This window comes from Delftia sp. NA_296.1 (genome assembly GCF_052692095.1).
The window spans coordinates 16,073-41,266 of the sequence record NZ_JBQZGF010000008.1; the positions used below are offsets into that span (position 1 = coordinate 16,073).

Below are 25,194 nucleotides of genomic sequence, written 5' to 3' on the forward strand. Positions count from 1 at the left end.
GCGGACGGCGGCTGTCGCGCAGGATGCAAATCGCGCCAGGATGCGCGCGGCCCTCACTCGGGCCGGGCTCGCGCGCTCTTGCGGAATTCGGAAGGCGAAAGCCCCGTCCACAGCCGGAAGGCGCGGATGAAGCTCTTGTCGTTGAGAAACCCGCAGGACTGGGCGATGCGCTTGATGGGCCGGCTGGTGCGCAGCAGCAGGGCCACGGCCCGCTCGCGCCGCACCTCGTCCTTGAGCGCCTGCAGCGAGGCGCCTTCTTCCTTGAGCTGGCGGTGCAGGCTGCGCTGGGACAGGTGCAGCTGGCGCGCCAGCGTGTCGGCGGTCTGCAGGCATTCGGCGTCGGCCGCCAGCAGCTGGCGCACGCGCTGTACCAGCTGGCGCTCGCGCCGGTAGGGGCGCACCTGCAGCGGCAGGGCGCGCTGCAGCATGCGCTGCAGCGCAGGCTCGTCGCGCGTCAGCGGCATATCCAGAAAACGCGCGTCGAACTGTAGGCAGGCCCGGGCCGCGCCAAACTCCACCTCGCCCGGCGGGAACAGCAGCGCATACACGCCCGCATGTGGCGGGGGATCGAAGGGAAAGCAGGCGCGCCGCAGCGGCAGCGGCTCATCGATGAACCAGCTGGCCAGGCCGTGGATATTGCGCAGCACCGACAGCAGGCAGAACTCGCGCATGGCGCCCAGCGTGGACAGCTCCTCGATGGCCAGCGTGGCCAAGCCGTCTTCCTGCGTCAGCGTGAGGCGGATGTCTTCGGCCAGCAGGCCATGGTGGCGGCACCAGCGCGCCAGCGCCAGGCCCAGCTGCTCGCTGCCCATGCTGGCGCGTGCCAGCATGCCGTAGCTGCCCCAGGGCAGGCGCCGGGAGAACCAGCCCAGGGCCTCGTCGTCGAGTTCGCGCATGGCGGCATCGGACAGTGCCTCCATCTGCAGCGCCGTGATGCACTCGTTGCGCTCTTTGACGGAGTCTGGCGCGATTTGTGCCTTCTCCAGGGCGGACAGGGCGCTGATGCCCCGGCGTTCGTAGGCCAGCATAATGGCCTGCACAAAGGCCATGGGCGTGACTGCAGGGTGTGCGGAGGCCATGGTGGCGGCCGCCTGGGGCAGGGGGGTCTTGACCAGCGAGGGGGTGAACATGCTGGCAATTATTGCAACCTTCGTGGCCTGTTCTGCTCGGGGTTGGCCCTTATGCTGCCACGCAATAGCTGCCGTGACGGGGCAGGCCACTGCATTTGCCCGTCCCAGGCGCCGCCGACGACACAGGAGACAACGCATGCCCGCCCAGAACGCCCCGCTCGCTTCCAGCCATGCCCAAGGCCGCACCGATGTGCCGCTGATCGAGCAGACCATCGGCGACTTCTTTGCCGACATGGCGGCCCGCCAGCCCGATCGCGAGGCCCTGGTCAGCCGCCACCAGGGCCTGCGCTACAGCTATGCCGGCCTGCACACCGAGGCGCGCCGCCTGGCCAGCGCGCTGCTGGGCCTGGGGCTGGACAAGGGCGATCGCGTCGGCATCTGGTCGCACAACAACGCCGAATGGGTGCTGATGCAGCTGGCCACGGCCCAGGTCGGCCTGGTGCTGGTCAACATCAACCCGGCCTACCGCACTTCCGAGGTCGAGTACGCGCTCAACAAGGTCGGCTGCAAGGCGCTGGTGACCATGGCGCACTTCAAGACCAGCGACTACCTGGGCATGCTGCGCGAACTCGCACCCGAGCTGGCCACGGCCGAGTCCGGCCGCCTGCATTGCGCGCGCCTGCCCCAGCTGCGCAGCGTGGTCTGGATCGACGTCGCAGGGCAGGGCGAAGAGCAGTCCGGCATGCTGCGCTTTTCCAGCCTGCTGGCGCGCGGTGATGCGCAGGATGCGCGCATTGACGCCATGGCCGCCACGCTGAAGAACACCGACCCCATCAACATCCAGTTCACCAGCGGCACGACGGGCTTTCCCAAGGGCGCCACGCTGACCCACCGCAACATCCTGAACAACGGCTTTTTCATCGGCGAGTGCATGCGGCTGACGCCCGAGGACCGGCTGTGCATTCCCGTGCCGCTGTACCACTGCTTCGGCATGGTGCTGGGCAACCTGGCCTGCTTCACGCATGGCTCGGCCATCGTCTACCCGAATGACGGATTCGATCCGCTGCTGGTGCTGGAGACCGTGCAGGCCGAGCGCTGCACGGGCCTGCACGGCGTGCCCACGATGTTCATCGCCGAGCTGGACCACCCGCGCTTCAAGGAGTTCGACCTGAGCACGCTGCGCACCGGCATCATGGCCGGCTCGCCCTGCCCCATCGAGGTGATGAAGCGCGTGGTCAGCGACATGCACCTGTCCGAGATCACCATCGCCTACGGCATGACCGAGACCAGCCCCGTCAGCTGCCAGAGCGATGCCGACACGCCGCTGGAGCGCCGCGTGTCCACCGTGGGCAAGGTGCAGCCGCACCTGGAGGTGAAGATCGTCGACCCGGCCACGGGCGAGGTGGTGGCGCCCGGCGTCTCGGGCGAGCTGTGCACGCGCGGCTACTCGGTCATGCACGGCTACTGGGGGGACGAGGCCCGCACGCGCGAGGCCATCGACGACGAGGCCTGGATGCACACGGGCGACCTGGCCACCATGGATGAGCAGGGCTACGTGAACATCGTCGGCCGCATCAAGGACATGGTGATCCGCGGCGGCGAGAACATCTACCCGCGCGAGATCGAGGAATTCCTCTACCGCCATCCCCAGGTGCAGGACGTGCAGGTGGTCGGCGTGCCCGACGCGCGCTACGGTGAGGAGCTGTGCGCCTGGATCATCGTCAAGCCCGGCCAGGCGCTGACCGAAGACGGCGTGCGCGACTTCTGCAAGGGCCAGATCGCCCACTACAAGGTGCCGCGCTACATCCGCTTCGTCGAGGCCTTCCCGATGACGGTGACCGGCAAGATCCAGAAATTCAAGATCCGCGACGAGATGATCGCCATGCTGGATCTGCGCCCGGCCAGGACCGCCTGAGGGCTGCTTTCATGCGCTGCCGCCAGCTGTCCACCGCGTGCCGCCTAGGGCGTGCCGCCCTCGGGCGCGGCCACGGCCGAGGCGGCAGCGCGGCGCGCCACGACCAGGCGCTTGCGCAGCGAGATCTCCTGCATGTCCAGCTCGCTGACCAGGCGGCGCAGAGACTCGTCGTTGATGCGGTGGGCCTGGCGCTCGGCGTAGAGCGCGTCGCGCTCCTGGTGGATGCAGCGCAGGCGCAGCTCGATCTCCAGCAGGTAGCGCAGCTTGCGCTGGCGCACGACTTCGGGCGCCTCGCGCTGGATCTCGATGCTGGAGGCCGTGCCGCTGCCGTCGTCCAGCAGCTGGACGCGGTTGCGGTACTCCTGCGTCAGGTGGCCCATGACCTCCTGGTGCATGGCCACCCATTCGGGCGTGTGGCCCTGGATCTCTTCCTCGCTCAGCGTCAGCCCGCCAATGGCGGACTGGCAGGCGGCCACGCGCGCCAGGCGCTCCTCGCGCACCGTGGGCGATTCGCCGGGCTGGGGCATGCGGCGCAGGATCAGCGGCAGCGCGATGCTGCCCAGCACCAGGGTGAACAAGATGGTGCCGGTGGCCAGGAAGACCAGCATCTCGCGGCCCGGAAAGGGCTGGCCGTTGTTCAGCAGCATGGGCACGGACAGCGCGCCGGCCAGCGTCACGGTGCCGCGTATGCCGGCCATGGTGGTGGCCAGGTTCAGCAGGTGCGAGGGGCGCTCTGCCATCTTGCCCTGGAAGTGGGCGCGAGCCAGGCTGCGCTGCACGCCCAGGGTCAGCCAGATCCAGCGCATCAGCAGCAGCGCGCTGGAGATGATCACCACATAGCCCACCAGCACCCACCATTCGCTGCCCGCATCGTGCAGCGTCACGCCGATGATGGAGGGCAGCTGCAGGCCCAGCAGCAGGAAGATGGCGCCGTTGAACGAGGCTTCCACCATGCTCCAGGTGCCCTCGGTCTGCAGCCGCTCGCTGATGTAGCTGCTGCGCTCCAGGTCGGCGAAGTTGGTGGCAATGCCCGCGGCCACGGCCGACAGGATGCCCGACACGCCGATCTTTTCGCCCACGATGTAGGCGGCGAAGGGCAGCAGGATCAGCAGCAGCACCATCTGCGTGGCCGCCACGTCGCCCAGGCGGCGCGTGATGGTGCTGCGCGCATAGGAAAAGCCCCAGCCGATCAGCGTGCCCACGCCCAGGCCGCCCAGGGCCATCCACATGAATTCCTTGGCCACCTCGGTCCAAGAGAACAGGCCGGTCAGCGTGGCGGCAATGGCGAACTTCAGCGCCACCAGGCCCGAGGCATCGTTGAGCAGGGACTCGCCTTCGAGGATGTGCATGGTCTTCTCGGGCATGCCCAGGTTGCGCGTGATGGCCGAGACGGCCACGGCATCGGTGGGCGAGACCACGGCGGCCAGCGCAAAGGCCACGGTCAGCGGCATGCCGGGCACCAGCCAGTGGATCAGCCAGCCCAGCCCCACCACCGTGAACAGCACCAGGCCCAGCGCCAGGCGCAGGATGGGGCGGTACAGCGAGAAGAACTCGCGCTTGGGGATGCGCCAGCCGTCGGCGAACAGCAGCGGCGGGATGAACAGCAGCAGGAACAGCTCGGGATCGAAGGCGATGTGCAGGCCCTTTTGCGGCCAGGCGATCAGCGCTCCCAGGGCGATCTGTATCAGCGGCAGCGGGATGGCGCGCACATAGCGCGCGGCAATGCCGGTCAGTGCCCCCAGCAGCAAAACGAGCAAGACGATTTCAACGGTGTGCATACGGCATTTTCCCCAGCCCGGGCCGCCGTTCTTTGCAGCACATTCGAAAAAACCAAGCGCCCGCATCGGGCAAACACAAGAAGAGGCCACACATGAGCATTCTGGGCACCCAACTCAATCCGCGTTCGGCGGACTTCCTGGCCAATGCCGCCGCCATGCGCGCCGTGGTCGAAGACCTGCAGGCCCAGGTGGCCAAGGTCGCCGAGGGCGGCGGCGAGGCCGCGCGCGCCAAGCACGTGGCGCGCGGCAAGCTGCTGCCGCGCGACCGCGTGGCCATGCTGCTGGACCCGGGCACGCCCTTCCTGGAGATCGCGCCGCTGGCCGCGCTCAACATGTACCGCAACGATGCACCCGGCGCGGGCCTGATCGCCGGCATCGGGCGCGTCAGCGGCGTGGACTGCATGATCGTGTGCAACGACGCCACGGTGAAGGGCGGCACCTACTACCCGATGACGGTGAAGAAGCACCTGCGCGCCCAGGAGATCGCCGCGCAGAACCGGCTGCCCTGCATCTACCTGGTGGACTCGGGTGGCGCCAACCTGCCCAACCAGGACGATGTGTTTCCCGACCGCGAGCACTTCGGCCGCATCTTCTTCAACCAGGCCAACATGAGCGCCGAGGGCATTGCCCAGATCGCCGTGGTCATGGGCTCGTGCACGGCCGGCGGCGCCTATGTGCCGGCCATGAGCGACGAGTCCATCATCGTCAAGAACCAGGGCACCATCTTCCTGGGTGGCCCGCCGCTGGTGAAGGCCGCCACGGGCGAGATGGTCAGCGCCGAGGACCTTGGCGGCGGCGACGTGCACACGCGCCTGTCGGGCGTGGCCGACCACCTGGCCCACAACGACACCCACGCGCTGGCACTGGCGCGCCAGTCCGTGGCCAACCTCAACCATGCCAAGCAGCCTTCGGCTGGCGACCTGCCCCCCGAGGCGCCGCTGTTCGACGGCGGCGAGCTGTACGGCGTGATCCCCGTGGACACGCGCAAGCCCTTCGATGTGCGCGAGATCATCGCCCGCGTGGCGGACGGCAGCCGCTTCGACGAGTTCAAGGCCCGCTTCGGCGCCACTCTGGTCTGCGGCTTTGCGCGCATCGAGGGCATGCAGGTGGGCATCATCGCCAACAACGGCATCCTGTTCAGCGAATCGGCGGTCAAGGGCGCGCACTTCATCGAGCTGTGCTGCCAGCGCAAGATCCCGCTGGTCTTCCTGCAGAACATCACGGGCTTCATGGTGGGCCGCAAGTACGAGAACGAAGGCATTGCCCGCCACGGCGCCAAGCTGGTCACGGCCGTGGCCACGGCGGCCGTGCCGAAGTTCACCATCATCATCGGCGGCTCCTTCGGCGCGGGCAACTACGGCATGTGCGGCCGCGCCTATTCGCCGCGCTTCCTGTGGATGTGGCCCAACGCGCGCATCTCGGTCATGGGCGGCGAGCAGGCGGCCAGCGTGCTGGCCACCGTCAAGCGCGACGGCATCGAGGCCAAGGGCGGCCAGTGGACGGCCGAGGAGGAAGAGGCCTTCAAGGCCCCCATCCGCCAGCAGTACGAGGATCAGGGCCACCCCTATTACGCGACGGCGCGCCTGTGGGACGATGGCGTCATCGACCCCGCCGACACGCGCCGCGTGCTGGCGCTGGGCCTGGCGGCCACGCGCAACGCTCCCATAGAGGACACGCGCTTCGGCGTGTTCCGCATGTGACGGCGGCCCCTCTTTCCTTGCAGCGAGGTACTTCATGAAAACCACCGCACTGACCCTCGAATTCCAGGGCCCCCTGGCCACCATCACGCTGACCCAGCCCGAAGTGCGCAATGCCTTCAGCGACGAGGTCATTGCCGACATCACCCAGGCCTTCCACTCCGTGGGCAAGCGCAGCGACGTGCGCGCCGTGGTGCTGGCCGCCGAGGGGCCGGCCTTTTGCGCAGGCGCCAACCTCAACTGGATGCGACGCATGGCCGACTACTCGCGCGACGAGAACCGCGAGGACGCCGGCCTGCTGGCCGAAATGCTGCGCGTGATCTACGAATGCCCGCAGCCCACCATCGCGCGCGTGCAGGGCGATGTCTATGCGGGCGGCATGGGCCTGGTCGCCGCCTGCGACATGGCCGTGGCCGCCGAGGGCGCGGGCTTTTGCCTGTCCGAGGTGAAGATCGGCCTGATCCCCGCCACCATCAGCCCCTACGTGATCCGCGCCATGGGCGCGCGCGCTGCCCACCGCTACTTCCTGACCGGTGAGCGCTTCGACGCGGCCGAGGCGCTGCGCATCGGCTTCGTGCACCGCGTGGTGGCGGCCGACGAGCTGGACAACGCCGTGGACGGCCTGCTCAAGCACCTGGTCAGCGCCGGTCCCGCCGCCGCCCGCGCCTGCAAGCGCCTGGTGATCGACGTGGCCGAGCGCGAGATCAACGAGCAACTGATCGCCGCCACCGTCGAAGGCATCGCCGACATCCGCGCCAGCGCCGAGGGCAAGGAGGGCGTGCAGGCCTTCCTGCAAAAGCGCAAGCCCGCCTGGCTGGCCTGACACGCGCGGGCTGTCCATTCATCGCGCGACCACCGAGCAACGCCGAGCCAACGCCGAGTCAACACCATGAGCACCCTGACCGACTCCCTCGTCCAGTGGCTGCAGTCCGTGGGCCTGTACCCGGGCCCGGCCGTGCACCACACGGTCAGCGAGGCGGCTGGCGAAGTGGCCGAGCGCGTGGGCCAGGCCACCAGCGGCATGGACATGGCCGGCCTGCTGGCGCTGGCCGCCGCACTGGGCTGGGCCAGCGGCTTTAGGCTCTACGCCGTGGTCTTCGTGACCGGGCTGCTGGGGGCGCTGGGCTGGGTGGCGCTGCCGGGCGGGCTGCATGTGCTGGAGCATCCGGCCCTGCTGTTCGCCAGCGGCGCGCTGCTGTTCGTGGAGTTCTTCGCCGACAAGATCCCCGGCGTGGACTCGGTCTGGGACCTGCTGCAAAGCGTGATCCGCATCCCGGCGGGTGCGGCGCTGGCGGCCGGCGTCTTCGGCGCCGACAGCGCGACCATGGCCACCATGGCGGCCCTGATGGGCGGCTCGCTGGCCCTGTCCAGCCAGGTGGCCAAGAGCACGGCGCGCGCGGCCATCAACACCTCGCCGGAGCCGTTTTCCAACGTGGGCGCGAGCCTGGTGGAGGACGGTGCCTCGGTGGGCGCGATCTGGCTGGCGCTCACGCATCCGCTGGCCTTCGCCGCCGTGCTGCTGGTCGTGGTCATCGCCCTGTGGCTGCTGACCTGGGCGCTGTGGCGCTTTCTCAAGGCCGTGGTGCAGCGCCTGCGCTCGCTGTTGGGCGGGTCTCCCGCGATGAATCAAAAACCATAGCCACCGGTCGCCGAATGACCGGGGCTGCAGAGAAAACACTGGAGATAACGCATGTTCAAGAAGATCCTGATCGCCAACCGCGGTGAAATCGCCTGCCGCGTCGCGGCTTCCGCCCGCCGCATGGGCGTGCGCACCGTGGCCGTGTACTCGGACGCCGATGCCCGCGCCAAGCATGTGCAGGCCTGCGACGAGGCCGTGCACATCGGCGGCAGCGCCCCCAAGGACAGCTATCTGCGCTGGGAACGCATCCTGGAAGCCGCCAAGGCCACGGGCGCCCAGGCCATCCACCCCGGCTACGGCTTTCTCAGCGAGAACGAGGAATTCGCCCAGGCCTGCGCCGATGCCGGCCTGGTCTTCATCGGCCCGCCGCCCTCGGCCATCCGCGCCATGGGCCTGAAGGCGGCCTCCAAGCAGCTCATGGAAAAGGCCGGCGTGCCCCTGGTGCCCGGCTACCACGGGGCCGACCAGGACCCGCAGCTGCTGCAGCGCGAGGCCGACCGCATCGGCTACCCGGTGCTGATCAAGGCCAGCGCTGGCGGCGGTGGCAAGGGCATGCGCCTGGTCGAGCGCAGCGAGGACTTTGCCGCCGCCCTGGCCAGCTGCCAGCGCGAGGCCATCAACAGCTTCGGCGACGACGCCGTGCTGGTCGAGAAATACGTGCTGCGCCCGCGCCACATCGAGATCCAGGTCTTTGGCGACACCCAGGGCAACTGCGTCTACCTGTTCGAGCGCGACTGCTCGGTGCAGCGCCGCCACCAGAAGGTGCTGGAGGAGTCCCCCGCGCCCGGCATGACGCCTGCGCTGCGCCAGAAGATGGGCGAGGCCGCCGTGGCCGCCGCCCAGGCCGTGAACTACGTGGGCGCGGGCACGGTGGAATTCATCGTCGAGCAGCCCGGCGGCTACGACCAGCCCGAGGCCATGAAGTTCTACTTCATGGAAATGAACACCCGCCTGCAGGTCGAGCACCCGGTGACCGAGGCCATCACGGGCGAGGACCTGGTGGACTGGCAGCTGCGCGTGGCCAGCGGCCTGCCCCTGCCCAAACGCCAGGACGAGCTGCGCATCACCGGCCACGCCATCGAGGCGCGCATCTGCGCAGAAAACCCCGACAACGGCTTCCTGCCCGCCACCGGCACCCTGCACGTCTACCGCAAGCCCGACTGCGCCAGCTTCCATGTCGGCGACGTGCGGGTGGACGACGGCGTGCGCGAGGGCGATGCCATCAGCCCCTTCTACGACTCCATGATCGCCAAGCTCATCGTGCATGGCGACACGCGCGAACAGGCGCTGGCGCGGCTCGATGCCGCCCTGGCCGAGACACGCATCGTGGGCCTGGCCACCAATGTGCAGTTCCTGCGCCTGGTCATCGCCAGCGATGCCTTTGCAACCGCCAAGCTGGACACGGCGCTGATCGAGCGCGAGAAGCAGCATCTGTTCCACCAGCAGCGCCTGCCGCAGGCCCAGGCCGTGGCCGCCGCCGTGGCCCAGGTGTTGCAGGCCGAGCGCGCGCAGGAAACCGCCGACCCCTTCAGCCGCCGCGACGGCTGGCGCTCGCACGGCGTGGCCGAGCGGCGCTGGGACTTCCGCCAGGGCGAGGCCGCCGTGCCCGCGCGCCTGCGCTACCTGCATGACGGCGCGCTGCAACTGGCCGTGGGCGAGGGCGAGTCCCTCGCCGAGGGCCTGCTGTCCTGGCAACAGGCCGGGGACGGCGCCTTCGACGTGCAGTTCGCGGGCCAGCGCCTGCGCGCCCAGGTCCATGTGCTGGGCGAGCAATGCCATGTGTTCGCTCCCCAGGGTGCGGCCGTGCTGGGCCTGGCCGATCCGCTGGCCCATGCGGGCGAGGTGCAGTCCGAAGGCGGCCGCCTGACGGCGCCCATGCCGGGCAAGGTGGTCTCCTTTGCCGTCAAGGCCGGCGACAAGGTCAGCAAGGGCCAGCCGCTGGCCGTGATGGAGGCCATGAAGATGGAGCACACCATCGCCGCGCCCGGCGACGGCGTGGTGGCCGAGCTGCTGTACGCGCCCGGCGACCAGGTGACCGAAGGCTCCGAGCTGCTGCGCCTGGAAAGCTGAGCCCGCAGGCAAGACAGTTTTGCGCAAAAGTCGCGCGTGGGCGTCGCCAGGCCGTTAGGCTTGGCCCCCTATGCGAGTGACTTTCTGCTGCGAAGACACCAGGCCCGACGCCTGGCTGCAAGGACTGCGCGCGGCCCTGCCGGGCGCCGAGGTGGACATCTGGTCGCCGGGCGCGCCGCAGGCCGACTACGCCCTGGTCTGGGCGCCACCCCAGCGCTTCATCGACGAGCAGCCGGGCCTCAAGGCCCTGTTCAACATCGGCGCCGGCGTCGATGCGCTGCTGCCGCTGCGCCTGCCGGCCGGGCTGCCCGTCTACCGACTGGAGGACGCCGGCATGGCCGTGCAGATGGCCGAATACGTCAGCCAGGCCGTGATCCGCTTCTTCCGGGGCCTGGACGGCTACGAGGCCGACATGGCCGCCGGCCTGTGGCAGCACCGGCCCAATCCCCGGCGCGTGGACTTCCCCGTGGGCGTCATGGGGCTGGGCCGCATGGGCGAGCGCGTGGCGCGCGCGCTGACGGTGTTCGATTTCCCCGTCAACGGATGGAGCCGTACGCCGCATGCCATCGACGGCGTGCGGGGCTTCTGCGGCCCGCAGGACTTCGACGCCTTTCTGCGCGCCACCCGCATCCTCGTCAACCTGCTGCCGCTGACGCCCGAGACCGACAGCATCATCGACGCGCGCAGCCTCGCCCTGCTGCAGCCGGGCGCCTATGTGATCAACGTGGGACGCGGCGGCCATGTGGCGGACGAGGACCTCATCGCCGCCATCGACGGGGGCCATGTGTCCGGCGCGTTGCTCGACGTGTTCCGCTCCGAGCCGCTGCCCGACGGCCATGTCTTCTGGCGGCATCCGCGCATCACGCTCACGCCCCACACCTCGGCGCGCACCCTGGCGCGCGACAGCGTGGAGCAGATCGTGGGCAAGGTCGCGGCGCTGAGCCGGGGCGAGGCCGTGAGCGGCCGCGTGGACCTGCGGCGCGGCTACTGACGGGAGCGCTCAGTCCAGCGTCACGCCGGTGCTGCGCACCAGCGCGCCCAGGCGCTGGGAGTCGCTCTTGATCAAGGCGCCGAATTCGGCCGCCGTGCCGCCCACGGCCGGCGTGCCGATGGCCTCCCAGCGCGTGCGGAAGGCCGGGTCCTTGAAGATGGCGTTGACCGTGGCATTGAGTTTGTCGATGGCGGCGGGCGGCGTGCCCGCGCGCACGGCAATGCCATGCCAGCCCGTGATCTGGTAGCCGGGCACGCCGGCCTGGGCCATGGTGGGCACATCGGGCAGCACCTTGGTGCGCTCGGCCGAGGTGACGGCCAGCGGGATCAGGCGCCCGCCCTGGATGTGCTGCAGCGAGCTGCCCACGATGTCGAACATCACGCCCACCTGGCCGCCGATCAGGTCGTTGAGTGCCGGTCCCGCACCCCGGTAGGGCACATGGCCCAGCTTGACCTGCTCCATGGAGTTGAACAGCTCGCCCGCCAGGTGCTGGGGCGTGCCGTTGCCGGCCGAGGCAAAGCTCAGTGTCTTGCCCGTTTTGGCCAGGGCCAGCAGCTCGGCCACGGTCTTGACGCCCAGCGAGGGATGGACCTCCAGCACCAGCGGGAAGGCCGACAGCTGCACCACGGGCTCCAGGTCCTTGAGCGGGTTGAAGGGCATGCTCTTGTACAGCGAGGAATTCACGGCCATGGGGCCGCTGGCGGCAAGCAGCAGGGTGTGGCCGTCGGCGGGCGCCTGGCGGGCCACCTCGGCGCTGCCCAGGTTGCCGCCCGCGCCGCTCTTGTTCTCCACGATGACGGTCACGCCCAGGCGCTGCTGCAGCTCGGGCTGCAGCATGCGTGCCATCAGGTCGGTAGGACCACCGGGCGGGTAGGGCACGACGAAGCGGATGGTCTTGCTGGGGAACGCCGGCGACGGGGTCTGGGCCGAGGCCTGGCCCGCCAGGCCCAGGGCCATGAAGGCCAGGGGAAGCGCCGTGAATGCGGTGGCTGCCTTGATTTTGGCGATGGCGTCACGCCGCGTGCCGTGGGTGGGCTGTTGCATGGTTGTGTCTCCTGCCTGTGGTTGGAATGGAAGGCCCGTCTTGTGCGGGCTCATGGGCCTATCGGCTTATGGGCTTATGGGCCTGTAAGGCGCCTGGTGCTCAGCCCGGTGTGAAGCGCTGGCGTATGTCGTCGGCCGTGGCCAGGGGGCGGCCCAGCGCCTGGGCGGACACCACGGCCTGGCGGACCAGGGCGGCGTTGTCGGGCGCGGTGTGGCCGTCCCGCGTCAGCAGGTTGTTCTCGAAGCCCACGCGCGCATGGCCTCCGAAGGCGGCGGCTGCCGCGATGCAGGTGTTTTCCGTGGCGCCGAAGGCGCACACGGCCCAGGGCTCGCCGCCGTCATGCGCCGCAAGAAAGGGCAGCAGGTCCTGCGGCCGCGAGGTCTGGCCCGCGCTGTAGCGGCCCAGCACGAAGAGCAGGAACCAGGGCGCCTCGGGCACCACGCCCTGGGCGCGCAGCGCCTGCCAGCGGCGCAGGTCGGCCACGTCGTAGAGGATGACCTGCACCATGACCTGGTCGCGCACCAGTCCCGTGAAAAAATGCGCCAGTCCCGCATCGCCGATCTCGGGCTGGTCGATCTCGCGCAGGCCGATGGAGACGGCCTCGGGCCGCAGCGCCTGCACCATGGCGATCTGCTCGGGCGCGCGGTAGACGCCGGCGGCCTCGCTGGTGATCTGCACCACCATGTCCGTGCCCACGGCCTCGCGCACCACGCGCCAGGCTTCGCGGTAGCCGTCCACATCCAGGCTGTGGCGCCCCTGGGCGTCGCGGATGTGCATGTGGATCATGGCCGCGCCGGCATCCAGGCAGGCGCGTGCCGTGGCGGCCAGCGCCTGCGGTGTGATCGGCAGGGCTCGGTGGTCGGCCGGCTGCTTGTAGGCGCCGTTGGGGGCCACGGTGACGATCAGCGGGTCGCTCCACTGCGAGGTGGTTGACGTGGGGACCGGCGTGCTCATGGCGTGTCCTGTGCCTGCTCCGGCACCGGCAGCTCGCTGGCCAGCAGGGCCAGGCCCTGGCGCAGCAGCGCGTCGTAGCGGGCACGCTCGGCCAGGCGGCGGTCCTCGGGCCAGTCGAAGAAGCCCTTTCCGGTCTTCATGCCCAGATCGCCGCGCGCCACGCGATCGCGCAGGGCCTGGGCCGGCACATCGGTGTTGGACAGCGTGGGGTACATGGTGGCGGCGGCCGCGCAATGCACTTCGATGCCCGCATGGTCGCGCTGCAGCACGGGACCGGCCGCCAGGAAGCGGAAGCCGAAGCCGAAGCGCACGGCGGCATCCACATCCTCGGGCGAGGCAATGCCCTCGTCGATGAGGGCGAAGGCCTCGCGCGACAGCGCATGCTGCATGCGGTTGGCCAGAAAGCCGGGCTTGTCCTTCTTCACCAGCACCGGCACGCTGCCGCAGCCGCGCATGAAGGCGTGCAGCCACTGGCCCAGGGCCGGGTCGCTGCGCTCGCCCAGCACCACCTCCACCAGCGGCACCAGGTGGGCGGGCATGAAGAAGTGCAGGCCCAGCATGCGCTGCGCCGTGGGCAGGCCGCTGGCGATGGCGCTGATGGGAAAGCCCGAGCTGTTGCTGGCCAGCACGGCGTCGGCCGGCGCACGCGCCTGCAGCTCGGCGAACAGCGCCTGCTTGGCGTCGAGCCGCTCGGTGATGCATTCCACCACCAGGGCGACGCCGTCCCAGGCCACATCCTCCAGCGCCGCGCAGACCGAGACCTGGGGCGCGCACCGGGCAAAGCCGGCCGTGGCCAGCTCGATGGCAATGTGCTGCAGCAGCAGCTCGCGCCGTGCCGCGCCGGGGTCGACCACGGTCACCAGGGCGCCGCCCCGGGCCAGGACCACGGCCACATCGGCACCCATGGTGCCTCCCCCGACGACCACCGTGCGCGCGTTGCGCGGCGAACTGCTGTGCATGCTGTCTCCTGCTGATTTCATGGATTTGAGGCGCAGTCTAGGCAGCCGTCATTGAACGGTAAAGACGCATTTTTCGATAAACTGATCGGCCATGAAGATCAATTGGTCGGCCCGCGAGGTCGATGTCTTTCTGGCGCTGGCCGATTCGCTGAGCTTTCGGCGCACGGCGCTGCAGATGCACCTGTCGCAGTCGGCCGTCTCGGGCACGCTGGCGCGGCTGGAAGAGATGCTGGGCGCGCGCCTGTTCGAGCGCACCACGCGCGCCGTGGAACTGACCCAGGCCGGCGAGGTCTTCGCCGAGCAGGCGCGCATCCTGCGCCACCAGATGGATGAGACCGTGCGCCGCGTGCAGGAGGTGGCCCAGGTGCAGGTGGGCCGGCTGGCGCTGGCGGCCCTGCCTTCGCTGGCCGCGGGCCTGCTGCCCCGCGTGCTGGCGCGCTTCGCGGCCGAGCATCCGGGCGTGCACCTGGAGCTGTTCGACAGCCTGGCCGGGCCGGCCTTCGACATGGTGCGCGCGGGCCGCGTGGACTTTGCGCTCACGGCGGCCAACCCTGCCTATGCCGACCTGGACTACCTGCCCCTGGCCTCCGACCGCTTCGTGCTGCTGCTGGGCCGCGGCCATGCGCTGGCGCGCGGGCGCGGCGATCTGGGCTGGGCCGACGTGGCCCATCTGCCCCACATCTCCATGCCGGCCGGCACCAGCGTGCGGCAGTACGCCGACGAGGCCCTGCTGACCCACGGCATACGCTTTGCGCCCCAGTACGCCGTGGAGCACCTGGCCACCATCGCGGCCATGGTGGCCGCCGATCTGGGCGTGAGCGCGCTGCCCCTGCTGGCCGCGCAGGTGGTGCAGCGCCCGGAGGTGATGGCGCGCCCGCTGGCACGGCCGGTGCTGCGCCGCCCCATCGGCCTGGTGCGCCTGAGCGGCCGCCGCCTGTCGCCGGCTGCCGCGCGCATGGTGGAGATGCTGCGCGAGGAAATGGCGGCCCTGCCGGGCTGAAGGGGGCGCTGGCAGCCGTTGTGCATGGCCCGGCAGGATATGGGGTGGTGCCCGGGCCTGCAAGCCTGGACAATAGGGGCCGTACCCGTCATCCCGGTGAGAACACCCCATGAGCATTCCTTCCCGCGTCAAACTCGTCGATGTAGGCCCCCGCGACGGCCTGCAGAATGAAAAACAGCCCGTGCCCGCCGCCGTCAAGATCGAGCTGGTGCACCGCCTGCAGGAAGCCGGCCTCAAGGAAATCGAGGTCACCAGCTACGTCAGCCCCAAATGGGTGCCGCAGATGGCCGACAACGCCGAAGTCATGGCCGGCATCGTCCGCCGCCCCGGCGTGCGCTACAGCGTGCTCACGCCCAACATGAAGGGCCTGGAGGCCGCGCTGTCGGCGCCGCGCGAACTGTGGCCCGACGAGATCGTGGTCTTCGGCGCAGCCAGCGAGGCCTTCAGCCAGAAGAACATCAACTGCTCCATTGCCGAAAGCATCGAGCGCTTCGCCCCCGTGGCCGAGGCCGCACGCGCCCAGGGCATCTACGTGCGCGGCGCCATGAGCTGCACCGTGGGCTGCCCCTACGAAGGCGAGATCGCCCCCGAGCGCGTGGCCTACCTGGCCGGCCTCATGAAGGGCATCGGCGTGCAGCATGTGGGCGTGGCCGACACCATCGGCGTGGGCACGCCCGTCAAGGTGCGCAAGGCCATCGAGGCCACGCTGCAGCACTTCGCCATCGACGATGTCTCGGGCCACTTCCACGACACCTACGGCCAGGCCGTGTCCAACACGCTGGCCGCGCTGTCGCTGGGCGTGTGGCAGTTCGACACCTCGGTGGCGGGCCTGGGCGGCTGCCCCTACGCCAAGGGCGCCACGGGCAATGTGGCCACGGAGGACGTGGTCTACATGCTGCAAGGCATGGGCATAGAGACCGGCATCGACCTGGACAAGCTGATTGATGCCGGCCAGTTCATCAGCGACCACCTGGGCCGCCCCACGCAATCGCGCGTGGCCAAGGCACTGCTCACCAAGCGCGCCAGCGCAGCTGCATGCGAGGCGGTGTGAGCATGTGCGGATCTGAACTCCACCATCTTCCCGAAGGCGTGCAGCGCGTGGCGGCCTTCCTGCAGCAGGCCGGCCACGGCGACGGACCGCGCATGCTGGACGGCGCCGCGCGCACGGCCCAGGAGGCGGCCGACCAGCTGGGCATCCTCGTGGGCCAGGTGGCCAAGAGCATCATCTTCCGCCGCCGCAGCGACGGCGTGGCCGTGCTGGTCGTGGCCTCGGGCGACCGCCGCGTGGACGAAAAAAAGGTCGCCGCCCTGGTCGGCCCCGTGGGCCGTGCCGATGCCGATTTCGTCAAGGCGCAGACGGGCTTTTCCATCGGCGGCGTCAGCCCCGTGGCCCATGCCAACACGCCCGTGACTCTGGTGGACAGGGAACTGCAGCGTTTCGACACGGTCTGGGCGGCCGCCGGCCATCCGCATGCGGTGTTCGCGGCCACGCCGGCCGCGCTGCAACTGCTGGCCGGTGCGCCCTGGGCCGACGTGGTGCAGGAGGTGGCGGCATGATGGGCCCCAAGGAAATGCTGGCCCAGAAGGCCCGCGCCGCATACGCTCCGCGTGCCGAAGAGGAGCCCGTGCTCTCGCCCTGCATCTCGGTCTGCCGCATGACGCCCGACCGCAGCCATTGCGAAGGGTGCTTTCGCACCATCGACGAGATCCGCGCCTGGTCCAAGTCCGATGCGCCGCAGCGCCTGGCGATCTGGAACGCGCTGCTTGAGCGCGCAGGCATCGCGGCCACCGCACCCTAGATCCCCATCACGACGAACCCGCCATGAAGCAGATCACCTTCCATCTCGACTTCATCTCGCCCTATGCCTGGCTGGCGTTCGCGCAACTGCCGCAGGCGCTGCAGGGCATTAGCCACCACATGCAGTACCGCCCCGTGCTGCTGGGCGCGCTGCTGCAGCGCCACGCCAACCCGGGACCGGCCGGCATCGCGGGCAAGCGCGAATGGACCTACCGCCATGTGAGCTGGCTGGGCCATGCCACGGGCGTGGGGCTGGACATGCCGGCCCGCCATCCGTTCAACCCGCTGCCGCTGCTGCGCCTGGCGCTGGAGTGCAGCGACGACGGCACCATCAACCGCTTTGTGGCGGACGCCGTGCTGCGCCATGTCTGGCTGGGCGGCACCGACGCGCTGGACCCCGCGCGGCTCGATGCACTGCGCGCCACGCTGGCGCCGCAGCTGCGCACGGATGCGGCGGACAACGCCAAGCGCCTGCTGCGCGAGAACACCGAGGCCGCGGCCGCGCAAGGCCTGTTCGGCGTGCCGGCGTGGGAGGTCGACGGCCGCCTCTTCTGGGGCCTGGACAGCCTGCCCATGCTGCGCGCCTACCTGGAAGGCGATGGCTGGTTCGACAGCGGCTGGGACGCGGCTGCAAGCGTGGAGCAAGGCCTGAAGGTTTGAATGGCGGGGCTGAAACAACGGCCCCGCCCCATGCCCAACGCCTTCAACTTCGCCGCCTCTCCCTTCGACTGCCTCACGCCCGACGAACAGGCGCTGGTGCGCGATGGCGTGGACATCGCCTACTTCCCCGAGGGCGCCGTGGTGCTCGACGCCGGCTCGGCGCCCACCCACCTGTTCGTCATCATCAAGGGCCATGTGGTGCAGACCGAGGGCGACGAGGTGCTGGCCAGCTACGGTCCCGACGACAGCTTCGACGGCCGCGCCCTGGTGGCCGGCCGTACGGGCAGCCGCTTCACCGTGGCCGAGGAGCTCATCGCCTACCAGCTTGCGCGCGAAACCGTGGGCGAGCTGATCGCGCGCAACACGGCCTTTGGCGCCCTGCTGTTCTCCGACCTGGGCCACAAGCTGGGCACATTGGCCCAGCGCGCCGACCGGCACGAATTGCAGTCGCTGACGCTGGCGCGCGTGGACCAGGCCTATCTGCGTGCCGCCCATGTGGTGGATGCGGCCACCGACATCGTCTCCGTGGTGCGCCTGTTCCATGCAGAGCGCACAACCTGCGTGCTGGTCTCGGGACTGCCGCAGGGCGGCCTGGGCATCTTCACGGGCACCACGCTGCAGCGCGCCATCCTTGACGGCCGCCCGCTGGAGCGGCTGGCCGTGGGCGAATTCGCCAGCCAGCCCGTGTTCACCGTGCGCGCCGACGACCAGCTGGGCGATGCCCTGGTCGTGCTGCTGCGCGCCCGCGTGCACCGGCTGGCCGTGCTGGATGCACAGGGCCAGGTGCTGGGCATCCTGGAGGCGCTGGACCTGTTCAGCTTTCTGGCCAACCACTCCCACCTCATCACCGTGCAGATCGAGCAGGCCGCCGACCTGCAGGCGCTGGAGCAGGCCGCCGCCCAGATCACGCGCCTGGTGGCCGCCCTGCACCGGGGCGGCACGCGGGTGGCCTTGATGGCGCGGCTGGTGCAGCAGCTCAATGCGCGCCTGTTCGAGCGTGCCTGGCAGATGCTGGCGCCGCCGGACCTGGTGGCCCACAGCTGCCTTTTCGTCATGGGCAGCGAGGGGCGCGGCGAGCAGTTGCTCAAGACCGACCAGGACAACGGCCTGCTGCTGCGCGACGGCTATGCGCCGCCCCAGGACCTCGATGCCATCTGCGCGCGCTTTTCCGCGCAGCTGCAGCGCTTCGGCTACCCCGAATGCCCGGGCGGCATCATGCTCAGCAATCCGCAATGGCGCGGCACGCTGGCCAGCTTCGGCAGGCAGGTGCGCGAATGGCTGATCCTGCCCGGCCCCGAGGGCCTCATGCACCTGGCGATCTTCCTGGACGCCCATGCCGTGGCCGGCGATGCCGCGCTGCTGGCCACGGTGCGGCGCGACCTGATGGCGCTGGCCCTGGACAGCGATGCCCAGGTGGCGCGCTTCGCCTCGGCCGTCGATGCCTTCGCGCACGAGCCGGGCAGCTGGTGGGAGCGGCTGCTGGGCCGCGGCGGCGAGGGTGCGCCCGTGCACCTCAAGAAGGCCGGCATCTTCCCCATCGTGCATGGCGTGCGCAGCCTGGCGCTGTCCCAGCGCATCGCCGCCACCGGCACGGCCGAGCGCATCGCGGCCCTGGTGGACAAGGGCGTGCTCGACGGCGCCCAGGGCCAGGAGCTGCTCCAGGGCCTGCATTTCCTCATGGGCCTGCGCCTGCAGGCGGGACTGGCCGAGATCGACCTGGGCCGCCCCGTCACCGGCCATGTGGACCCGGCTCGCCTGAGCAGCCTGGAGCGCGACCTGCTCAAGGACACGCTGGCCGTGGTGCGGCGCTTCCGCGAACTGCTGCGCCAGCGCCTGCGGCTGGACGCCGTATGAGCGCGGCGCCCTTGCAGCGCTGGGTGGCGGGCCTGCGGCGCAACTGGCAGCGGCGCAGGCTGGCGGACCCCGCCTATGCCTTTCTCTTCGACGCGCCGCCGCCCGGCGAATGGGTGGCGCTGGACTGCGAGACCACGGGCCTGGATGTGCGCTGCGACGAGATCATCTCCATCGGCGCCGTGCGCATCGTGGGCGAGCGCATCCTGTCCAGCGAACGCCTGGAACTGCTGGTGCGCCCCTCGCGCAGCGTGCCCGGCGACAGCGTGCGCATCCACCGCCTGCGCGAGCGGGACCTGGCCCGGGGCCTGGCCATCGAGGACGCGCTGGCGCAGCTGCTGCGCTTCATCGGCAGCCGGCCGCTGGTCGGCTACTACCTGGAATTCGACGTGGCCATGATCGAGCGCGTGCTGCGCCCCTGGCTGGGCACGGGCCTGCCCAATGAGCGCATCGAGGTCTCGGCCCTGTATTACGACCATCGCTTCCGGCAACTGCTGCCCTGGCAGCAGCAGGCGCCCGAGATCGACCTGCGCTTTGCCACGCTGATGGCCGACCTGGGCCTGCCGCAGCGCGAGGCCCACGACGCGCTCAACGACGCCGTGATGGCGGCGCTGGCCTTCATCAAGCTGCGCAGGCTGGCCGGCGCGACGTAGGGCGCCCGGAAAGGCGTTCGCTCAAGCGGCGGAGACCGCAGGGTTCAGGCTGTACAGGCCGGTGATGCTGGCCTTTCCCAGCACCTGGCCGGCTTGCAGCGCCGCGCGCACATTGGCGCCGGTCAGCTCGCCGGAGACCGCCAGCGTGGGCGTGGCCAGCGCATAGACGGTGAAGACGTAGTGGTGGACGATGCTGTCGTTCCACGGAGGGCAGGGGCCGTCGTAGCCGAAGTAGTCGCCCTTCATCTGCTCGTCGCCCGCGAACCAGCCCGTGTAGTCGTTGATGCCGTGGCGCAGGCCGCCGGGGGCTGCCGGGCCGCTCTTGCCGCGCGGCGTGACGCCGTCGGACTGGGCGCCTGCCGCGATCTCGGTGGTGGCGGCCGGAATGTCCAGCAGCAGCCAGTGGAAGAAGTCCACGCGCGGCAGGCTGGCCGGCACTTCGCGGCCTTCCTGATTCACATCGTCGCCGCGGCTGGGCACGTCGGGGTCATGGCAGACCACGACGAAGGACTGCGTGCCCGCAGGCGCGTCACTCCAGGCCAGGTGCGGGTTGCGGTTGGACGACAGCGCCACGTGCGAGGCCGCATCGGGCACCGCGAACGCGAATTCGCCGGGAATCGCCTGGCCGTCCTGGAAGCTTTGGCTGATGAGTTGCATGTCGGATCTGTCCTGTGCGTTGAAGAGGGAAGCGGTGCTGCACAGGCGAAGCTGCGCAGACCCCGCAAGTCTAGAGGCCTGGACGGCGCCGGCCATCGCAGATCCGATCAGGCGCCTTCTCCAGCCGATCAATCTGAGGGCGGCTGATGCCGCGCCAACGAAAAAGCCGGGCGCTGGGCCCGGCTTTGCATGGTGGGTGCCTGAGTGCCTGAGGGGCTCGGTGGCTCAGTGGCCCGAAGCTCCCGAGGCGCCAAGGCCTGTTTCCGAGCGCACCTGCTGCGCGGGGAAGATGGCGCGTTCCTTGGCGGCCTGGGCGCTCTTGTCGAGCACCGAGAACAGCCACACGCCCACGAAGCCGATGGTCATGGAGAACAGCGCGGGTGAGGCGTAGGGGAACCAGGCCGAGCCTGCGGGGTTGCCCAGCGTGGCCTCCCACACCGGGGGCGAGACCACGGTCAGGCCCACGGAGGAGATCAGCCCCATGAAGCCGCCGATCACCGCGCCCTTGGTGGTGCAGTCCTTCCACAGCACCGACAGCAGCAGCGGGGGGAAGTTGGCCGAGGCCGCGACCGCGAAGGCCAGCGACACCATGAAGGCGATGTTCTGCTTCTCGAACACGATGCCCAGCAGCACGGCGATGGCGCCCAGCGTCAGCGTGGTGATGCGCGAGACGCGCAGCTCGGCGGCGCTGTCGGCCTTGCCCTTCTTGATCACGGTGGCGTACAGGTCATGCGACACGGCAGAGGCGCCCGACAGCGTCAGGCCCGCGACCACGGCCAGGATGGTGGCGAAGGCCACGGCCGAGATGAAGCCGTAGAACACGTCGCCGCCCACGCTCTTGGCCACCAGCACGGCCGCCATGTTGGCCGTGCCCGCGCCGCCGTGGATCACGCCCTTGACCGTATCGGCCATCTCGGGGTTGGTCAGCACCAGGGTGATGGCGCCGAAGCCGATGATGAAGATCAGCACGTAGAAGTAGCCGATCCAGGTCGTGGCCCAGAACACGCTCTTGCGCGCTTCCTTGGCGTCTGGCACGGTGAAGAAGCGCATCAGGATGTGGGGCAGGCCCAGCGTGCCGAACATCAGCGCCATGCCGAAGCTGATGGCCGAGATCGGGTCCTTGATGAAGCCGCCCGGGCCCATGATGGCCAGGCCCGCCTTGGCCGCGGCCGAGGGGTCGGCGCCGTTGTTGGCAGCGATCTCGGAGCGCACGCGCACGCCTTCGGCGAACAGCGCCTCGGGGCTGAAGCCGTACTTGGCCAGCACCATGAAGCCCATGAAGGTCACGCCGGCCAGCAGCATGCAGGCCTTGATGATCTGCACCCAGGTCGTGGCCGTCATGCCGCCGAACAGCACGTAGATCATCATCAGGCCGCCCACCAGCACCACGGCGATCCAGTAGTCCAGGCCGAACAGCAGCTTGATCAGCTGGCCCGCGCCCACCATCTGCGCGATCAGGTAGAAGGCCACCACCACCAGCGTGCCGCTGGCCGCGAAGGCGCGGAACGGTGTCTGGGAGAAGCGGTAGCCTGCCACGTCGGCGAAGGTGAACTTGCCCAGGTTGCGCAGGCGCTCGGCCAGCAGGAAGGTCAGGATGGGCCAGCCCACCAGGAAGCCGATGGAGTAGATCAGGCCGTCATAGCCGCTGGCCATGACCGAGGCCGAGATGCCCAGGAAGGAGGCGGCCGACATGTAGTCGCCCGCAATCGCCAGGCCGTTCTGAAAGCCCGTGATGCCGCCACCGGCCGTATAGAAGTCGGCGGCCGACTTGGTGCGGCCCGCGGCCCACTTGGTGATCCACAGCGTGGCCACGACGAAGGCCGTGAAGAGAATGATGGCAGTCCAGTTGGTGGCCTGCTTGGCGGCCACGCCGACATCTCCGCCGGCGGCCAGCACGGGCCCCGTCAGGGCCAGCGCCACGGCGGGCGCCAGCAGCATGCGTTGTGCGGAATTCTTCATTTCGTGGCGTCCTTCAGGATGTCCTGGGTGAGCTTGTCGTACTCGCCATTGGCGCGGCGCACGTATAGGCCGGTGATGATCACCGAGAAGACGATCACGCCCATGGCGATCGGGATGCCCAGCGAGGTCACGCCCGCGCCAATGGGCTGGGCCAGAAATGATTTGTCGAAGGCAATCAGCGCGATATAGCCGTAATAAACGACCAGCATCAGCAGCGTCAGAAAAAGGCCCAGGCGATTGCGTCTGGATCGCAACTCCTGGTATTTGGGATGGCGCTGTATTTTGTCTACCACCGGATCGGTCATGGTTTGTCTCCTGAAGTTGGAATCGCGGCGGCAGCCCCATGGATCTGCAGCCTTGCGGCGCATTCTGGAAAGCGCTTCTGACCGAGTGCTTACGCAGTGCAGCATGGTTTGGCAGGGTTTTTACGGTGCTTTTCACATGGAAAAAGACGGCATCAGGGTTGCTGCTGAGTTAGTAAGAAATCGTTCAGTTCGCCGTCAATTTCTGTAAGAGGTGAGTCAGATTCGCGTCAGCAGGCAGGCGGATAGTGAATTGGCGGGCCAATGTCAAACCCGCTGCAAATTCAATAAATCAAGGAGACAGACATGGCTATCAACGCATCGCAAGGCGCGGGGGTCAAGGCGACCCCGCGGCCCATGACTCCGGAAGAACGCAAGGTGATCTTTGCCTCGTCGCTAGGCACGGTTTTCGAGTGGTACGACTTCTATCTCTACGGATCGCTGGCGGCCATCATCGCCAAGCAATTCTTCAGCGGGCTCGATGCGGGATCGGCCTTCATCTTCGCGCTGCTGGCCTTCGCGGCCGGCTTCATCGTGCGGCCCTTCGGCGCACTGGTGTTCGGGCGGCTGGGCGACATGATCGGGCGCAAGTACACCTTCCTCGTGACCATCCTGATCATGGGCCTGTCGACCTTCATCGTCGGCATCCTGCCCACCTACGCCAGCATCGGCGTGGCGGCGCCGGTGATCCTCATCGGCCTGCGCATGCTGCAGGGCCTGGCCCTGGGCGGCGAGTACGGCGGTGCGGCCACCTACGTGGCCGAGCATGCGCCGCACGGCAAGCGCGGCGCCTACACCTCGTGGATCCAGACCACGGCAACGCTGGGCCTGTTCCTGTCGCTGCTGGTGATCCTGGGCGTGCGCACCTCCATCGGCGAGCAGGCCTTTGCGGACTGGGGCTGGCGCATTCCCTTCCTGCTGTCCATCGTGCTGCTGGGCATCTCGGTGTGGATCCGCATGACGCTGTCCGAGTCGCCGGCCTTCCAGAAGATGAAGGCCGAGGGCAAGGTCTCCAAGTCCCCGCTGACCGAGTCCTTCGGCCAATGGCGCAACCTCAAGATCGTGATCCTGGCGCTGATCGGCCTGACCGCCGGCCAGGCTGTCGTCTGGTACACGGGCCAGTTCTATGCGCTGTTCTTCCTGACGCAGCAGCTCAAGGTCGATGCGGTGACGGCCAATCTGCTGATCGCGGCGGCGCTGATCATCGGCACGCCGTTCTTCGTGATCTTCGGTTCGCTGTCCGACAAGATAGGCCGCAAGCCCATCATCATGCTGGGCTGCGTGCTGGCCGTGGTGACCTACTTCCCCGTGTTCAAGGCGCTGACCGAAGCGGCCAACCCCGACCTGGCTGCGGCACAGGCCAAGAGCAAGGTGGTGATCGTCGCCGATCCCAAGGAATGCTCGTTCCAGTTCAATCCCACGGGCACCTCCAAGTTCACCAGCTCCTGCGACGTGGCCAAGCAGTTGCTGGCCGCCGGCTCGGTCAGCTATGACTCCGAGGACGCAGCACCCGGCAAGACGGCCTTCATCCGCATCGGCAGCACCGAGATCCCCTCGTTCTCCATCAAGGGCCTGAGCCCCGAGGAAGCCAAGGCCAAGGACGCCGAGTTCAAGAAGACCGTGGCCAGGGTGCTGGCCGAGGACGGCTATCCCACCAAGGCCGACCCCGCGAAGATGAACAAGGTGATGATGGTCGCCATACTGACCTACCTGGTCATCCTCGTGACCATGGTCTACGGGCCCATCGCCGCCATGCTGGTGGAACTGTTCCCCACGCGCATCCGCTATACCTCCATGAGCCTGCCGTATCACATCGGCAATGGATGGTTCGGCGGCCTGCTGCCCACCATGTCCTTCGCCATCGTGGCCCAGACCGGCAATATGTACAGCGGCCTCTGGTATCCCATCGTCATTGCAGGCGCCACGGCCATCATCGGCACGCTGTTCCTGCGTGAGACCAAGGATGTGGATATCTACGCTAATGATTGATTGAAGGCACCCCCTGAGGCGCTTACGCGCCTTCCCCTCTCTCGCTTCGCGGGAGGGGGACGACACCCTCGGTGCGGGGCGGCGCGGCCGGCCTAGGCCCTTCCTCGGTGTCCCTGAGTTAGGGTGTGCCTGATTTGCGCGCAGTGTTCGATGCATGCACTGTGGTCACAGAGCACAAAATTTTGCTCTGCATTGATGAAAGCCCAT

At 68.9% G+C, this 25,194-nt stretch carries 22 protein-coding genes; 14 read left to right on the forward strand and 8 right to left on the reverse strand.

Translation table 11 applies throughout. The annotated features are described in order from the left end of the window. Positions 1-53 precede the first annotated feature (53 nt). Entirely contained in the window at positions 54-1,130 is a 1,077-nt protein-coding gene (locus ACUTR7_RS19605) for an AraC family transcriptional regulator (protein ID WP_445609601.1), read from the reverse strand. Positions 1,131-1,266: 136 nt separating this feature from the next. Here ACUTR7_RS19605 and ACUTR7_RS19610 point away from each other — a divergent pair, with 136 nt between their 5' ends. Continuing rightward, a complete protein-coding gene (locus ACUTR7_RS19610; RefSeq protein WP_445609602.1) occupies positions 1,267-2,985 on the forward strand; it encodes an AMP-binding protein in 1,719 nt (572 codons plus the stop codon). Positions 2,986-3,029: 44 nt separating this feature from the next. Here the strand turns inward: ACUTR7_RS19610 and ACUTR7_RS19615 are convergent, their stop codons facing one another. Then, positions 3,030-4,763 carry a Na+/H+ antiporter gene (locus ACUTR7_RS19615; RefSeq protein WP_445609603.1) on the reverse strand — a complete coding sequence of 578 codons (1,734 nt, stop codon included), beginning with the start codon at positions 4,761-4,763 and terminating at the stop codon, positions 3,030-3,032. A gap of 92 nt (positions 4,764-4,855) precedes the next feature. Between ACUTR7_RS19615 and ACUTR7_RS19620 the strand changes: the two genes are divergently transcribed. The 5 genes from ACUTR7_RS19620 (at position 4,856) to ACUTR7_RS19640 (ending at position 11,160) form a co-directional block, all read left to right on the forward strand. Beyond that, the gene (locus ACUTR7_RS19620) at positions 4,856-6,463 is read left to right on the forward strand and encodes a carboxyl transferase domain-containing protein (protein WP_445609604.1); all 1,608 of its coding nucleotides are present in this window, start codon (positions 4,856-4,858) and stop codon (positions 6,461-6,463) included. Between the two features lie 34 nt (positions 6,464-6,497). Continuing rightward, the gene (locus tag ACUTR7_RS19625) at positions 6,498-7,283 is read left to right on the forward strand and encodes an enoyl-CoA hydratase/isomerase family protein (protein WP_012207769.1); all 786 of its coding nucleotides are present in this window, start codon (positions 6,498-6,500) and stop codon (positions 7,281-7,283) included. A gap of 66 nt (positions 7,284-7,349) precedes the next feature. Then, complete coding sequence (locus ACUTR7_RS19630; protein ID WP_043820273.1) at positions 7,350-8,099, forward strand: DUF4126 domain-containing protein; 750 nt, start codon at positions 7,350-7,352, stop codon at positions 8,097-8,099. A gap of 51 nt (positions 8,100-8,150) precedes the next feature. After that, positions 8,151-10,169, forward strand: a complete 2,019-nt coding sequence (locus ACUTR7_RS19635; protein ID WP_099751274.1) for an acetyl/propionyl/methylcrotonyl-CoA carboxylase subunit alpha — start codon at positions 8,151-8,153, stop codon at positions 10,167-10,169. Positions 10,170-10,239: 70 nt separating this feature from the next. Further along, on the forward strand, positions 10,240-11,160 hold the full coding sequence (locus ACUTR7_RS19640; RefSeq protein WP_445609605.1) for a 2-hydroxyacid dehydrogenase: 921 nt from the start codon (positions 10,240-10,242) through the stop codon (positions 11,158-11,160). Between the two features lie 9 nt (positions 11,161-11,169). Here the strand turns inward: ACUTR7_RS19640 and ACUTR7_RS19645 are convergent, their stop codons facing one another. The 3 genes from ACUTR7_RS19645 to ACUTR7_RS19655 form a co-directional block, all read right to left on the reverse strand. Continuing rightward, on the reverse strand, positions 11,170-12,204 hold the full coding sequence (locus ACUTR7_RS19645; protein ID WP_043820267.1) for a Bug family tripartite tricarboxylate transporter substrate binding protein: 1,035 nt from the start codon (positions 12,202-12,204) through the stop codon (positions 11,170-11,172). A gap of 100 nt (positions 12,205-12,304) precedes the next feature. Then, positions 12,305-13,159, reverse strand: coding sequence for a 3-keto-5-aminohexanoate cleavage protein (locus tag ACUTR7_RS19650; RefSeq protein ID WP_445609606.1), 855 nt, complete (start codon positions 13,157-13,159; stop codon positions 12,305-12,307). Next, positions 13,156-14,118, reverse strand: a complete 963-nt coding sequence (locus ACUTR7_RS19655; protein ID WP_445609607.1) for a 3-hydroxyacyl-CoA dehydrogenase family protein — start codon at positions 14,116-14,118, stop codon at positions 13,156-13,158. Before ACUTR7_RS19655 ends, ACUTR7_RS19650 begins: the two co-directional genes overlap by 4 nt. Before the next feature lie 91 nt (positions 14,119-14,209). On the opposite strand from ACUTR7_RS19655, the gene ACUTR7_RS19660 reads away from it, so the two are divergent. The 7 genes from ACUTR7_RS19660 (at position 14,210) to ACUTR7_RS19690 (ending at position 20,080) form a co-directional block, all read left to right on the forward strand. Further along, positions 14,210-15,118, forward strand: coding sequence for a LysR family transcriptional regulator (locus tag ACUTR7_RS19660; RefSeq protein WP_197944420.1), 909 nt, complete (start codon positions 14,210-14,212; stop codon positions 15,116-15,118). Between the two features lie 109 nt (positions 15,119-15,227). Then, a complete protein-coding gene (locus tag ACUTR7_RS19665; RefSeq protein ID WP_043820259.1) occupies positions 15,228-16,169 on the forward strand; it encodes a hydroxymethylglutaryl-CoA lyase in 942 nt (313 codons plus the stop codon). Between the two features lie 2 nt (positions 16,170-16,171). After that, positions 16,172-16,675 carry a YbaK/EbsC family protein gene (locus ACUTR7_RS19670; protein WP_013800403.1) on the forward strand — a complete coding sequence of 168 codons (504 nt, stop codon included), beginning with the start codon at positions 16,172-16,174 and terminating at the stop codon, positions 16,673-16,675. Then, positions 16,675-16,917: a DUF1289 domain-containing protein gene (locus tag ACUTR7_RS19675; RefSeq protein WP_049801477.1), complete on the forward strand. Its 243-nt coding sequence runs from the start codon at positions 16,675-16,677 to the stop codon at positions 16,915-16,917. Before ACUTR7_RS19670 ends, ACUTR7_RS19675 begins: the two co-directional genes overlap by 1 nt. Before the next feature lie 23 nt (positions 16,918-16,940). Next, positions 16,941-17,576 (forward strand): DsbA family protein, encoded by a 636-nt coding sequence (locus tag ACUTR7_RS19680; protein ID WP_445609608.1) that lies wholly within the window; start codon positions 16,941-16,943, stop codon positions 17,574-17,576. Next, on the forward strand, positions 17,577-19,430 hold the full coding sequence (locus tag ACUTR7_RS19685) for a DUF294 nucleotidyltransferase-like domain-containing protein (protein WP_445609609.1): 1,854 nt from the start codon (positions 17,577-17,579) through the stop codon (positions 19,428-19,430). Further along, positions 19,427-20,080 carry a 3'-5' exonuclease gene (locus ACUTR7_RS19690; RefSeq protein WP_013800406.1) on the forward strand — a complete coding sequence of 218 codons (654 nt, stop codon included), beginning with the start codon at positions 19,427-19,429 and terminating at the stop codon, positions 20,078-20,080. Before ACUTR7_RS19685 ends, ACUTR7_RS19690 begins: the two co-directional genes overlap by 4 nt. Before the next feature lie 21 nt (positions 20,081-20,101). On the opposite strand, the gene ACUTR7_RS19695 is transcribed toward ACUTR7_RS19690, so the two are convergent. The 3 genes from ACUTR7_RS19695 to ACUTR7_RS19705 all read right to left on the reverse strand — a co-directional run bounded on the left by ACUTR7_RS19695 (position 20,102) and on the right by ACUTR7_RS19705 (position 23,001). After that, positions 20,102-20,737 (reverse strand): YbhB/YbcL family Raf kinase inhibitor-like protein, encoded by a 636-nt coding sequence (locus ACUTR7_RS19695; RefSeq protein WP_445609610.1) that lies wholly within the window; start codon positions 20,735-20,737, stop codon positions 20,102-20,104. Positions 20,738-20,962: 225 nt separating this feature from the next. Then, a complete protein-coding gene (locus ACUTR7_RS19700) occupies positions 20,963-22,696 on the reverse strand; it encodes a cation acetate symporter (RefSeq protein ID WP_012207754.1) in 1,734 nt (577 codons plus the stop codon). Continuing rightward, positions 22,693-23,001 (reverse strand): DUF485 domain-containing protein, encoded by a 309-nt coding sequence (locus ACUTR7_RS19705; protein ID WP_013800408.1) that lies wholly within the window; start codon positions 22,999-23,001, stop codon positions 22,693-22,695. The genes ACUTR7_RS19700 and ACUTR7_RS19705 overlap by 4 nt, the downstream gene beginning before the upstream one ends. Before the next feature lie 303 nt (positions 23,002-23,304). Here ACUTR7_RS19705 and ACUTR7_RS19710 point away from each other — a divergent pair, with 303 nt between their 5' ends. After that, positions 23,305-24,987 (forward strand): MFS transporter, encoded by a 1,683-nt coding sequence (locus ACUTR7_RS19710; RefSeq protein WP_445609611.1) that lies wholly within the window; start codon positions 23,305-23,307, stop codon positions 24,985-24,987. The last annotated feature ends 207 nt before the right edge of the window (positions 24,988-25,194 follow it).